Annotated in this window: 10 protein-coding genes; 5 read left to right on the forward strand and 5 right to left on the reverse strand. The window is 59.4% G+C overall.

From position 1 onward, the window contains the following. Positions 1-736: 736 nt before the first annotated feature. The 3 genes from R84865_RS10625 to R84865_RS10635 form a co-directional block, all read right to left on the reverse strand. Positions 737-1,798 (reverse strand): lactonase family protein, encoded by a 1,062-nt coding sequence (locus R84865_RS10625; RefSeq protein WP_435639645.1) that lies wholly within the window; start codon positions 1,796-1,798, stop codon positions 737-739. Positions 1,799-1,966: 168 nt separating this feature from the next. Then, positions 1,967-2,266, reverse strand: a complete 300-nt coding sequence (locus tag R84865_RS10630) for a YciI family protein (RefSeq protein ID WP_435631404.1) — start codon at positions 2,264-2,266, stop codon at positions 1,967-1,969. Positions 2,267-2,323: 57 nt separating this feature from the next. Then, the gene (locus R84865_RS10635) at positions 2,324-2,887 is read right to left on the reverse strand and encodes a septation protein A (protein WP_435631405.1); all 564 of its coding nucleotides are present in this window, start codon (positions 2,885-2,887) and stop codon (positions 2,324-2,326) included. A gap of 351 nt (positions 2,888-3,238) precedes the next feature. On the opposite strand from R84865_RS10635, the gene R84865_RS10640 reads away from it, so the two are divergent. Then, entirely contained in the window at positions 3,239-4,135 is an 897-nt protein-coding gene (locus R84865_RS10640; RefSeq protein ID WP_435639668.1) for a PHP domain-containing protein, read from the forward strand. A 281-nt stretch (positions 4,136-4,416) separates the two neighbouring features. After that, positions 4,417-5,037, forward strand: coding sequence for an L-threonylcarbamoyladenylate synthase (locus tag R84865_RS10645; RefSeq protein ID WP_435631406.1), 621 nt, complete (start codon positions 4,417-4,419; stop codon positions 5,035-5,037). A gap of 46 nt (positions 5,038-5,083) precedes the next feature. On the opposite strand, the gene R84865_RS10650 is transcribed toward R84865_RS10645, so the two are convergent. Further along, positions 5,084-5,974, reverse strand: a complete 891-nt coding sequence (locus tag R84865_RS10650; RefSeq protein ID WP_435631407.1) for a CYTH domain-containing protein — start codon at positions 5,972-5,974, stop codon at positions 5,084-5,086. A 383-nt stretch (positions 5,975-6,357) separates the two neighbouring features. Here R84865_RS10650 and argA point away from each other — a divergent pair, with 383 nt between their 5' ends. From argA to R84865_RS10665, 3 genes are all read left to right on the forward strand, one after another. Continuing rightward, a complete protein-coding gene (argA, locus tag R84865_RS10655; protein ID WP_435637604.1) occupies positions 6,358-7,686 on the forward strand; it encodes an amino-acid N-acetyltransferase in 1,329 nt (442 codons plus the stop codon). Positions 7,687-7,820: 134 nt separating this feature from the next. Further along, the gene (locus R84865_RS10660) at positions 7,821-9,308 is read left to right on the forward strand and encodes a sensor histidine kinase (RefSeq protein WP_435631409.1); all 1,488 of its coding nucleotides are present in this window, start codon (positions 7,821-7,823) and stop codon (positions 9,306-9,308) included. A gap of 37 nt (positions 9,309-9,345) precedes the next feature. After that, on the forward strand, positions 9,346-9,918 hold the full coding sequence (locus tag R84865_RS10665) for a hypothetical protein (RefSeq protein ID WP_435639646.1): 573 nt from the start codon (positions 9,346-9,348) through the stop codon (positions 9,916-9,918). Here R84865_RS10665 and xseA read toward each other — a convergent pair. Beyond that, positions 9,915-11,558: an exodeoxyribonuclease VII large subunit gene (xseA, locus tag R84865_RS10670; RefSeq protein ID WP_435639647.1), complete on the reverse strand. Its 1,644-nt coding sequence runs from the start codon at positions 11,556-11,558 to the stop codon at positions 9,915-9,917. The two genes, R84865_RS10665 and xseA, sit on opposite strands and share 4 nt — an antisense overlap. Positions 11,559-12,487 lie beyond the last annotated feature (929 nt).

A 12,487-nucleotide genomic window follows, 5' to 3' on the forward strand; every position in this document is an offset into this window, starting at 1 on the left:
ACGCCATGCCAGTAGCAGCAGAGTGGCATTATTTCGTACTTATCGACGCACTACCCAGCGCTGTGTTAAAGGCATAACTTATTGAAAAGGTGGGGTATTGCGGGTGTTTGAAAAGTAAACAGTTGGCGGCAGACCAGTTGCTGAAGGGCGTTTGAGCGTTCTTGCAACGGTCTTTCACATGGTTATCCACAGCGAGTGTGGATAGCTGGCAGCGCTGTACTTCCGTGCGTTCTGATGCCAGGCATCTGAGCCGCTCAGCGGTGAATCGAACTCTCAAACAGAGCGCTCGGCATCGATAGCACCACAGCGCTGGCGAGCGCAGCCGCTCCTGTGCATAACGGCGGCAGAGATGCTGATGTCTTTCCGGCAGCGCTTGCCGTTACGCCTTCAACGCATCGGCACCACAGTGTCCATCGGCATGTGCAGGGCACTAGGAGCGCCCGTTAGCACGCGACTCTAGCGGCGGTGGATAACCTAAGCGTTGGGCCATGGCCGTAGTGGGGTGATGCTAGTGGTGGTGAAATGGCAACAGTCGCTAATGCTGGGCAGAAGTGTGGTGGCGGGAAGCAGCTGCGCGTAGAGCCAATGGGGCGGTGATGGCTGCTGCTAAAGCGTTAGCGACGCGCCGGCCGCGCAGTATCGCCTTGCCAGAAGAGCTGAGGGGGGCGCCAATAACAATAACGCCGCGTTGGGCGCGGCGTTACAGGATGGCAAAGCCTTTTCACGGTGACGGGCGTTAGCGGCCCAGCGGCAGGATGGCGACCCAGTCTGGGCCGTTGCCCACAGCCGCCTTGTCGAGTGGGGTAAGGGCTCCGGTGCTGGCCTCTACGCGATACAGCGCTGCCTCGGTAGATTGCTCCCCGCTGCCAACGGCAAAGCGTCCGTCGCTGCTGATATCGAAAGCGCGCGGCTGCTTCTCGGTGGCAGCGGCCGACACTTCATTAAGCTCGAGATCAAGCCCAATCAATTGGCTCGAAGTACGGTCAGAGACGTACACATAGCCTTGCTGTTCGGCAAGGTGCAGGTCAGCGGCCCAAATCAGACCGTCGGTCCCCTGCTCGGAGTCGGCGGCGTCGGCAAAGCCCGGTTTCTGGCTGCTGAGCGCATCGAAGCGTGACGAGATTTTCTCCAGCGACAGTGCGCCGGTGGCCGTATCGATCGAGAACTGTGCGACCTGCGCTAAAAATTCGCTGACCACATAGAGGGTGCGGCCATCGCTGCTGATTACCTGATGGCGCGGGCCAAAACCGTCGGCAACAGCCACTGTTGGCAGTGCCTCAAGGCTGCCATCGTCGCTGATTTTAAAACCGTGCAGCGTGTCGTTGCCGAGCGACGCTACGTACAGGAAGCTGCCGTCGGGGCTGGCTACCACCGAATGGGCTCGGTTGATGCCTTCTACTTCAGCCACTGGCGTCGCCGTTGGTTGATCGAGATCAGCGGTACGTACCACCACCAGCTTGTGATCGGAGTAGGAGACGCCTGCCGCGAAGCGCTGGTTGGGCGTGAGCGTCAGATAGACCAGCCCTGCGCCTACCTGGGTGCGTGCGACGGGAGTCAGGGCGCCACTATGTGGATCGATGCGATAGCTGCTGATCGACTTGTCGCCGCGAGTGGCGCTGTACAAGGTGCTGCCATCGGCAGAAAACACGATTGGGCCGGGTTTGGCATCGCTTGCATAGCTATCGACCGTGGTCAGCGTTTCGGCGCTGCCGTCGAGGTGCAAAAGGGTAATGGTTGCGTCCTTGGCGTTCGCAACATAGACAGCGTAAGAAGCGTTGGCATCATGACTTGCTGACATAAGGGGCTCCGTCTTCACAACGTAAATCAGGACGTGGCGAACGGCGGTGAGGGCCGCCGCATCGTCGCATCAGGTGGCACCAGCGTCGCTTATCAAGGCGTGATAGATAATTTGATAAGCGGCGCTGGTGCAGGCGGAATCTAATGGTGCTCGTCCGCTTGGCAGTGGTTAGGGGAAGACCTTGAGGAAGGGTTTGACACTGGTCGACTCGTAGACGCCGGCGGCGTTATACGGATCTTCCGATGCCCATTGCTTGGCGTCGTCGAGCGAATCGAACTGCGCGATCACGGTGCTGCCGGTAAAGCCGGCATCGCCGGGCGCTTCGCTGTCAACGGCGGGATTGGGGCCAGCCGCAACCAGACGTCCTTCTGCCTTGAGCTTTTCAAGCCGCGCCAAATGGTCAGGGCGCGCGGCCATGCGTTTATCCAGGGTGTTGGGATGATCCTGACTGACAATAGCGTAAAACATGAGAATGCTCCTTTCGAAAGTGGCGGGTAGAAGGTAACGGCTGCGCTGAAGCAGGCTTCAGCGGTCAGAGTGAGTGTTCTGCTCGGCGTGACGGGCGATATAGACACCCTGCACCAAAATGAACACGACCGTGAGTCCGAGCATGCCAAACAGTTTGAAGTTAACCCAAACGTTCTCGCTGTAAAGCGTAAATACCGCGATATTCACGCCCCCCAGCACAATGAAGAACAGCACCCAGGCAAGGTTGAGGCGCATCCACACGCGCCCCGGCAGCGTAACGCTTTTCTCCATCATCCGCTGCACCACCGGCTTGCCCTTGTTGTCGCCGCGTCCGACCAACGGCGACAGCAAAAAAGCCGCGGCGAACAGCCAATTCACGATGGTCGGCTTCCATTTGATGAATTCACCGTCGTGGAGCAGTACCGTTAGACCGCCCAGTACGATCACCAGCCCCAGGGTAACCAACTGCATTTTTTCGACGGTGCGATAGCGCCACCAAGTGAACAGCACTTGCAGGACGGTAACGGGGATCAGCACCGCAGTGGCGATAATCAGGCTGCCGGTCATCTTGTACACAATAAAGAAGACAACGATCGGCAAAAAATCGAGCAGCAGTTTCATGAATGAACTCTTGATGGTTGCGATTGGCAGCGGGTAAGACGACGCCCTGGCACTGAGGCCGATGTCGATAAGGCAGTCGCGCGCTTTCCCGTTTCAAGATGCCCACTATACCTGCTCGGCTACCCGCTGAAGACCCTTGTCTTGGAAAACCGCTATCGATGGCGTTAAGGCAACGTTAGAATGCGCCACACGGCATCGAGTACGGCGTTAGAGAATTAATGGGGCTACATGTTCCCTCGGTCCGCGTTGACGCTCGCCGCTAACTTCCCCTCTACCTATCGACTGATATCGCTCATGGCTGATTGCAACGCTCCATCGCATCCCGCACCTTGTGCCGCGCTGCCTGACCGTATGGGGCCAGAGGTGGCGGGAATCGATTTGCATATGCATTCGACCGCCTCCGACGGTGCCCTTGCACCTGCCGAACTGGTAGCGAAATGCCACGCTAACGGCGTGCGCTGGATGGCGCTGACCGATCACGATACCTTGGCGGGCGTCGCCGAAGCGCGGCTTGCCGCCGAGCAGCGCGGCATGGCGTTGCTAGCCGGTGCTGAGCTGTCCACGCAATGGTCGGGCGTGGGTATTCACGTGGTGGCATTGCTGCCCAACGGTGAGCAGCAGGCACTAGCGCCATCTTCGTCGATGGCGCTGGCGCTGGATACGCTCGAACGTGCGCGTGAAGAGCGCGCCGAGCGCATTGCGCTCAAGTTGGAAAAAAAGGGCCTTGCCAACGCCTACCAGCGTGCGCGTGAAAAAGCGCAGGGCCGGGCCGCGGTGGGGCGGCCGCATTTTGCCGAGGCGCTGGTCGATGCAGGCATCGTCAGCGACCGTGCCGAGGCGTTCAAGCGCTATTTGGGCGCGGGGAAAACCGGTGACATCAAAGCCCTATGGCCGGCGCTTGAGCAGGTAGTGGAGTGGATTACTGGCAGTGGCGGTGTGGCGGTACTGGCGCATCCGCTGCGCTATGGACTAACGCGACGCAAGCGCGGACTGCTGATGGACGCATTTGTCGCCGCCGGTGGCGAGGCCGCCGAGCTGGTCAGCGGTTTTCAAAACAGCGATCGCGGCCGTGATCTCGCCCGCCAGCTTGATGAACGAAGCCTATATGCATCGCTCGGTAGCGATTTCCATATGACGCGCGGCCCCTTCGCGCCCGGCCGCTTCAGCGAACCACCGAGCACCCAGGTGCCGCCCATTTGGCAGCATCCGCGCCTGTGTGACTGGTTTAGGCGCTATAGTGAAGGCTAACCCCCGCTGGCCGTGCTCTGCTGGCCTAAAGCCTGGCGGCACTTGCCCAAGTGCCACTGCGGCTGTGCTATGCCTTCCCAGGGCGGTGGTACCGTCATTAGCAGCCTCAGTCTGTGCCTGCTGAAGGGCAGCGTGGGCTGGGCATCATGCTCGCTACGAGCGCGTGGGGGCGCTTGTTGGTCCCCGACATTGCTGCGTGAGGCGCGTTGCTCGACACGATTTATCCAAGACGCTGCGTGGTTAGCTGTTTTCTCGACGCGGCGTCTATTCAGGAGTACACGATGAGCGATTTTGTTGAAATTCATCCGGAATCACCGCAGCAGCGGCTGATCGACCAAGTGGTCGAACGGGTGCGCAAGGGCGGCGTGATCGCCTATCCCACTGACTCAGGCTATGCGCTGGGCTGTTCGCTGGGTGAGAAAAAAGCGGTCGAAAGCATCAAGCGGCTGCGCCAGTTGGATGACAAGCACAACTTCACGCTGGTATGCGCGGATCTCTCCGAAATCAGCACCTATGCCAAGGTGGACAACGCCGTGTTCAGGCTGCTGAAGGCGCATACGCCCGGGCCTTATACCTTCATTCTGGCAGCGACCAGTGAAGTACCGCGGCTGTTGCTGCATCCCAAACGGCGCTCGATTGGTGTGCGCGTTCCTAATAGCCCAATTGCGCGGGCCATTGTGGACACTCTCGGCATGCCGCTGATGAGCGTGACGCTGATTGCCCCCGACGACGAGTACCCCATGACCGACGCCGAAGACATTCGCGATCGGTTCGGTCATCAGCTCGATATCATTATCGATGGCGGCGCCTGCTCGCTGGAGCCGACCACCGTCGTTGATCTACGCGAACTACCGCCGCAGGTACTCAGGGAAGGTCGTGGCGATACGGCACCGTTCGAGTAACGCCGCGGAAGGCGGCGCGCTTGCCACGGGCTAAATGAGGCCACCGTTAGCGCTCAGCGCTGAGCCGGTTGATCAGCCCGAGCATCTCGATGCCCACCTGAGTTTGCTGCTGCCAGTCAGGCTGGCTGAGTGCTTCGATCAGGCGGTCGCCGCCCAATTCAGGGTAGCGAATATCGAGCTTCTGTAGCGCCTGTAGCGCTACCTCGTGACCATGATGGCTACCGCGTTCGTCTTCGGCGTAGTCGAGCGCCGCTATGGCGGCCTCCAGCAGCGCGTCAGGTGCTTCCGGCAGGCTATCGTCAAGCGCTTGGGGGGATATCAGTGCGCCAGCGCGGCTGGCCTTGCTGGTATCAGAGGGGCGCATCGGTGCCTCTTTCACCACCACGGCGGCCAACGACCACAGCGCTTCCGGCTCGCCCTGTTTCAACTCCAGCTCGACCTCGTTGATAACGCGCCTTTGCTCGCCCACGACGATGCTGCCATGGTCAATCGCCAGCTCGATAATCGCTTGCTGCCACGGAATGCGGTAGGCCAGACGCTCGAAGTCGGTAGAGAACAACGGCTGCAACTGCTCCAGCAGGCTGTCGTCGGCGAGTGGGGCAAGTGCTGAGTGCTGCGCGGCAAGCTGCTTGAGCGCCGCGAGATCGAGCTGATCAGAGTCGCGTGGCCACTGCCATTCACCGCGCTGGCTCAGACCACCGCTGCTGGTGCCCACGCTTTTCAACGTCTGGATCAGGCAATCCCCCTCGCCTTTGCGTAGACGCAGTGCCAGCCGATGCGTACGCAGTTGGCCATCGGGCGTATCGAAGTAGCGATTGCCCAGCGCCATGCGGGTGGGCGTAAGCTGAGCAAGCAGCTTACTGGTGATCAGCTGCTCGCGTCCTTCTGGCCCTAGCGCCATTTTTAGTTCGATTTCGCGATTGTCGTTACTTGCCATGATGGCGAATCCTTGGGGTTGATGCGTTGTTGCTGAATAGCGGTGGGCCGGTCACGATAGTGGCGCGCTCGATGCTACTTAGGCGGCGTGCCGTGCAAAAATACCGCTGTCGTTGCTGAATTCAGCTAGCCTGATGAGTTCGAGCATCGTAGGGTGACGCGAATGCGCCCGCCTGTACGTGCAAGCCAGTGGCTGCACTGTCGGCCGCGAACCCGTTGCGAAGGGCGACCTCGTGCGCTGTGTGCGGTATTGTACAGCGTTATAAGCGTGGCAGCGTTATCGGGGCATCCTAACAACCTGCATCGCTGGCTGCGCCATACCTCCATATGGGTTGCGCACCCCACGCACATTATCAAAAAGAGCGTCAGCTTCAGGGGCTAACCATGACATCAGGGTTTCGTTTTGCCGAGTGGTTTCGCGGCAGTGCTCCCTACATTGACAAGCATCGTCACCGCACCTTGGTGGTGCTGATCGAAGGCGGCGTCTTCGATGGTGATCACCTCGATACCCTGGTGCAGGATTTCGCACTGCTGCACACGCTAGGCGTGCGCGTGGTAGTGGTGTTTGGCGTGCGCGAGCGGGTTGCACGGGCGCTCGCCAAGTCCACCATTGAAGCACCGCTGATTGACCAGCGCATGGTGGTGTCGGCTGAGGCGATGGAGGTGATCGAAAGTGAATCCAACCGCGCTCGCTTGGCGCTGGAATCGCGCTTTTCGGTAGGGCTGCCCAATTCCCCGATGCACGGGCTCGATATCCATGCGGTAAGCGGCAACCTGGTGATGGCGCGTCCGCTGGGCGTGCGCAATGGCGTCGATTATCTTCAGGCCGGCGAAGTGCGCAGCGTGCGTGCGGATGCCATTCAGCAACTGCTCGACAGCGGCATGCTGGTGCTGATGCCGCCGTTAGGGCATTCCAGTACCGGTGAAGTCTTCGATCTCGAAGCAACCGATATTGCGCGCAGTGTGGCGGTGGCACTCAAGGCTGACAAGCTGGTGCTGCTGGGCGATGCCGAGGGCTTGATCGACGCAAGCGGTGAGCTATTACGTCAACTGGCACCGCCCGAGGCGCAGCAGATCGCGATTGATCGCGTGGGAAACCCAGAGCTGGCGCGCCATCTCGATGCCGCATGCGCCGCCGCACGGGGCGGTGTTGGCCGCGCGCATTTGCTGAGCTGGCGCGATAGCAATGCGCTGCTGGGCGAGCTGTTCACCCGTGACGGGGTGGGCACCATGATCACTCAGGATAGCTACGAGCAGTTGCGCCTGGCCGAGCGCGGTGATGTGGGCGGCATGCTGGAGCTGATGAAGCCCCTTGAAGAGAAGGGGGTGCTGATTCATCGCTCCCGCGAGCGGCTCGAAAGCCAAATCGAGGACTATCGGGTGATCGTGCGCGACGGTATGACCATCGCCTGCGCCGCGCTGCACCGCTTCGATGAAGCGAAAATGGGCGAATTGGCCTCTTTGGTGGTGCACCCGGATTACCGCAATGGTGAGCGCGGTGAGCTGCTGCTCGGCGAAATCGAGCGCGAAGCGCGCTTGCGCGGTTATCACGCGCTGTTTGCCTTGACCACCCATACATCGCACTGGTTTCTGGAACACGGCTTTGCCCCCGGCACCTTGGATGACTTGCCAAAAGAGCGCGGTGATGGCTATAACCACGCGCGTAATTCGAAGATTCTGGTCAAGCGCTTGCAAGAGAAGGGCGCTGCCTAGGCAGTGCTGATCGGCTGGCTGGCGAACTGCTCGGCCGCAATAAACACAGGGTGGTATCGATCGCGACGTTATTGGGCGATTGGTGCTGCTGTCGATTCACGATGGTGAACAACTCATTTCGGTAAGGATATGGCATGGGAGCATCCAAGCAGGCAGCTTCTTCGCGCCCCAAAAGGCGCGACTCACGGCGTATGTCGCTGCTGTATCTGGTGCTGCTGGGCTTCGCCCTGGCGATGCTGCCGATTCTGGTAATGATTTACCAGGCCGCCCACGACGTCTCGCGGCTGGCGCAGTTGGGCGAGCACAGTGCCCGTGCAGGCGTTGATGACACGCGTCGGGCGCAGTCGCTAGGCATGCTGAGCAGCGAGCTTGATCGCGTCGCGCGCCAGTATGTGGTGATCAACAATCAAAGCCTGCTGAACTCCTATCGCGAGCGGCTGCGACGCTTCTCGGCACTGTTCGAGCAGCAGGCCAAGCGTTTGGACGGTCCTAACGTCGAGCAGGAAATACGCGACAGTATTGCCAAGCTGAGGAAATTCCCCGGGGAAAATGCCGAGGAGCAGCGCGAACTGCTGGCGGAGCTGCCGGTGCTTGGTAACGACGTGCGTACCATCGAGGTGGTGACCAACGATCTGGTCGATACGCAATTGCAGGCAATGCGCAATGAAGCGCGCGATATATACGCGACGCTGTGGATCGAACTGGGCGTTACGCTGCTGCTAACGTTGGCAGCGATTATCTTCTTTACCTGGCGGATCACCCATCCAATACGGCAGCTCGAGCAGCAGATTCGCACCCTTGAGGAGCCGCCGCGCGATACCGAGGTCGTGATCAATGGCCCCGCCGAACTGGTGTCGCTCAATCAGGGCCTGAACTGGCTAGGCAAGCGTTTGGATGATCTCGAAGCGCAGAAACGTTCGTTCTTGCGGCATATGTCGCACGAATTGAAAACGCCGCTGGCGGCAATTCGAGAAGGCACCGGTCTGTTAGCCGATGGGATGGTGGGAGCGCTGGGTAAGCGGCAGCGTGAAATTGTGCTGCTGATCGACGACAGCAGTGCCGAGCTGCAAATCCTGATTGAGCAGTTGCTCGATTACAATCAAACGCAGCGCAATCGTACGTTAACGGTGTCGCGTTTCGACGTTGTTACATTAATTCACGAAATAGTTGCAAAACATCGCTTGGCGCTTGAAAGTAAGGGGCAGTTGCTTGAGATACCGCGACGCCCAGTATATTGGCAGGCTGATCGCGTTCGTACCACTCGGGTCATCGATAATCTGGTGTCAAATGTCATTGCCTACGGCAATGATCACGGCACGTTGTGGGTGCGCGTATGGACCGATGAAGAGTGGTTATACGTCGAGATTGCCAATACCGGTAATCCCATTAGCGCAGAAGAGAAGACACGCCTTTTCGAACCTTTCTTCCAAGGCTCCAGTCGCCGCAAGGGGCCGCTGAAAGGATCGGGCATCGGTTTGTCCGTAGCGTCAGAAAGCGCGCTGATTCAGGGCGGCCGCCTGCAGCTGGTCGACGACGCACAAGAGGATGTGTGCTTCCGTCTAATGCTGCCGCAGGCTCAAGAGGGCGAGCACACGCCGCCCGTTGATACCGACAATGAGTAAGCGTTTACCTTCATCAGGGATACTCCAACGGAACCTTATGCCGTTATCAGTACGTCACTATCGCGTCCCATTGTATGCTGGCCTGATCGGTCTGCTGCTGATGCTGTCAGGGTGTCAGATGGTTTCCAGCAACGATACCAGCTGTGAAGCCGGAGGGCGGCCATTGCTCAAGGACAGCGACTGTTCGTTGCGCAGTTGGGTTTCCTTTGCGTTTACCGCGCAAAGGGCCAATCAGGCGTGGCGTGACAAGATAGAGAGTGAAGCGCCCAGCAGTTCCCTTAATGATCGCTTGATCAGAGCGGTGGCGATGGGCTGGTCGGACGATCAGCAGGAACTGGTGCAGGCTCAACGGCTCTACCGCAGTGGGGTGGAGAAGTCGCCGCAGCGGCTGCGGGCGTTCTTCCAACTGCTGCAAGCCGATACCGAGAATCGCATCGATTACATGAAGCTGGTACGCGCGCATCAGGAGCTCTCGGCGTCCTATCGAGACAGCAGCAGTCAGGCGTCGAAGGTTGATCAGCTAGCGCGCGAAAACGCTGATCTCAAGCGCAAAATCAATGAGTTGGCGGCGATAGAGTCGCAATGGGATAAAGAGCGCGGCCAGCGTTAATCATTTTTCAGCGTTGTTGATATTACCTCAAGGCTCAGCTGTCCTTCTCCAAGACGGGCGCTGAGCCTTTCTCCTTTCTGTACATCAGCGGCGCTGCGTACTACGTGGTGATCGTTGCGCTCCAGTACCGCATAGCCGCGGCGCAGGGTAGCCAGCGGGCTGGCGATATCCAGCCGCTTTAGCAACACGCCGAGACGCTCTTCCGCGCGCTGTTGGTGACGCGCGACCGCAGTCGTAAGGCGCTCTTCCAGCGCATCCAGTTGGGTGCTGCCAAGCTGCATAATGCGCGGTCCAACGCGCAGCAAGCGCGCGTCGAGTTGTTCCAGCTGGTGCTGGTAGCCGACCAAGCGACGCTGCGGTGACTGGCGCTGTAGCCGCTCGGTGGTGCTCGTTATTGCCAACCTGTGCTGCTGTAGGCGACGCTGTTGGGCGCGCAGCAGGCGCTGTTCGAGCGAGGCCAGCAGTGAACGCTGGCGCAGCAGTTGTTCCTGAGGCGAGCGCAACCGCGCGCGCAAGCCATCGAGTTGACGGTGTTGGCTGTTCACCTGGCTACGCATTGCCTGAATCAGACGCTGAGCAAGCAACTGCAGATGGCGCTCGGCGTCCAGCTGATGGCGCTGTTTAGCGCTATGCAGGCGTTTTTCCAGCGCCGTTAGCAGCAGCCGTTGATGACGCAAACGCTCGCCCGGATGACGCAGGCGCGCCTGTAGATAATCGATGCGCTGATGCTGACCATTAAGATAGCTGTCCTTGGCCGCCAATAGCCTGCGGGCAAGCTGGGCCAATTGACGGCGCAGTTCGCGCTGGTCAGGCACCAAACGTTCGGCCGCCGCAGAGGGAGTAGGGGCGCGCAGGTCGGCGGCATAATCGGCCAGTGTGGTATCCGTTTCATGACCAATCGCCGACATCACCGGAATCTGCGAGGCGTGGATGGCACGCGCGACGCGCTCATCGTTGAAGCACCACAGATCCTCGAAACTGCCACCGCCACGGGTTAGCAGGATGGCATCGGCGTGGGTTTCCGCATTCACCCGCGCCAGCGCCGTAGCAATTTGTTCAGCCGCCTGATCGCCCTGCACCTGAACCGGCACTAAAATCACCTGCACCCACGGCCAGCGCACCGTTAAAACGCTAATTACATCCTGGATCGCCGCGCCCGTCGGTGAGGTGATAACCGCCAATTGCTCAGGCGGATAGGGCAGCGCGCGGCCGTTGGCGAATACACCTTCCTCGCCCAGCTTCACGCGCAAAGCCTCCAGCGCCGCCAACAGCGCCCCTTTTCCCGCTTCCCGCACCGCCTCAACAATCAGCTGATAATCACCGCGTGCCTCGAATAGCGATACTTGGGCACATACCTGGACCAGTTGACCCTCGCGCAACGGCGCTCTTACCCCCAGCGCACGCTGGCGAAACAGCGCACAGCGCACCTGCGCATCGTCATCCTTCAAGGTGAAATACGCATGGCCCGACCGTGGCTGCGACAACGACGAAATCTCGCCCTGCACCCACACACTGTTGAAACTGCCCTCCAACAACTGCCGCGCCTGCTTGTTAAGCGCAGCAACCGTTAACGCCTCATCGTTGTCGTCCGACGACGGCTCCTGCGGCTCACGGAAGCGGTTGAGGAATGAAGAAGACATAGCGGCTCGAATAGCGGTGTATGTGGAGGGTAGTATGACATTATTGGCGGCTTTTCTGAGGGGCTTATTCGGGATTATGTGCAGGGCCTCGCTGTTAGCGGCTTTATCGGGCGGCTTATTTGAGAGTCTACGCAGACTTTCACTGGTGGTGGCTCTACCTGTTGGCTGATTCTAAAGCCTGCGCAGCCTTTCACTGTTAGCGTCTTTTCAAATCAAACCTTTCCTTTGAATGCGAGAGGAACCTTGTCCCTCTCGCGCTCTCCCGCTCGTGGAAGCGCCCCGAATGTGATGTCGCTGTGCAAAAACAGCACAGCGCACACATTCAATGGGCTGTCAGGCCTTGGTAAATCATCAACACAGCAAACTTCGTGTAAGGAAGGCGCGGAATCATCCGCTTGCAGCGCATTTTTGCAAGCGGATGGTCTGACGCGACTGACGACAGCGGGGGGGGAAGGGGGCCTGCAAGGTCCCCTTCGAATCACAAAAATAACGTTTGCTAAGACACTAACAGTGAAGTACTGCGTAGACTCTCAAATAAGCCACGTAGATAAAGACGCCAACAACCAGAACCCACGCAAGCCCCAAAATCAGCCCCCAATTCCCCATCTCCCAAACTAGACAAAATCCCCCCTAATCCATTAGAATTCGCGATTAACTTTTACATCGAAGACGCCCATGTTCTATTTGGCCCGCATCACACGCCCTTCACTGCCCGGCAAGGCTCGGGAGAGGGGGCTGCGGGGCTGTGAAGGGCGCTTCGATCGGTGTGTTCCGCCGCCTGGCGGTACGCGCCGAGCCTGCCCTGAGCCGGTCACTTTCCCTGCGCACGTCTGCGCGTCGAAAGCTGACCGGCTTCGTGTATATGGGCCTCGCAAAACCGCTTGGCGGGCGATACTTACCGAATTCTATCAGCGGCTTTCCACACGGCC

It is taken from the genome of Carnimonas bestiolae (genome assembly GCF_051251145.1).
GTDB lineage: Bacteria > Pseudomonadota > Gammaproteobacteria > Pseudomonadales > Halomonadaceae > Carnimonas > Carnimonas bestiolae.

What these genes read in the sequence shown, in the direction of transcription:
- R84865_RS10640 (WP_435639668.1), top strand. Translation starts at nt 3,239, where the DNA reads ATGGGGCCAGAGGTGGCGGGAATCGATTTGCATATGCATTCGACCGCC.
- argA (WP_435637604.1), top strand. Translation starts at nt 6,358, where the DNA reads ATGACATCAGGGTTTCGTTTTGCCGAGTGGTTTCGCGGCAGTGCTCCC.
- R84865_RS10625 (WP_435639645.1), bottom strand. Translation starts at nt 1,798, where the DNA reads ATGTCAGCAAGTCATGATGCCAACGCTTCTTACGCTGTCTATGTTGCG.
- R84865_RS10645 (WP_435631406.1), top strand. Translation starts at nt 4,417, where the DNA reads ATGAGCGATTTTGTTGAAATTCATCCGGAATCACCGCAGCAGCGGCTG.
- xseA (WP_435639647.1), bottom strand. Translation starts at nt 11,558, where the DNA reads ATGTCTTCTTCATTCCTCAACCGCTTCCGTGAGCCGCAGGAGCCGTCG.
- R84865_RS10660 (WP_435631409.1), top strand. Translation starts at nt 7,821, where the DNA reads ATGGGAGCATCCAAGCAGGCAGCTTCTTCGCGCCCCAAAAGGCGCGAC.
- R84865_RS10630 (WP_435631404.1), bottom strand. Translation starts at nt 2,266, where the DNA reads ATGTTTTACGCTATTGTCAGTCAGGATCATCCCAACACCCTGGATAAA.
- R84865_RS10650 (WP_435631407.1), bottom strand. Translation starts at nt 5,974, where the DNA reads ATGGCAAGTAACGACAATCGCGAAATCGAACTAAAAATGGCGCTAGGG.
- R84865_RS10665 (WP_435639646.1), top strand. Translation starts at nt 9,346, where the DNA reads ATGCCGTTATCAGTACGTCACTATCGCGTCCCATTGTATGCTGGCCTG.
- R84865_RS10635 (WP_435631405.1), bottom strand. Translation starts at nt 2,887, where the DNA reads ATGAAACTGCTGCTCGATTTTTTGCCGATCGTTGTCTTCTTTATTGTG.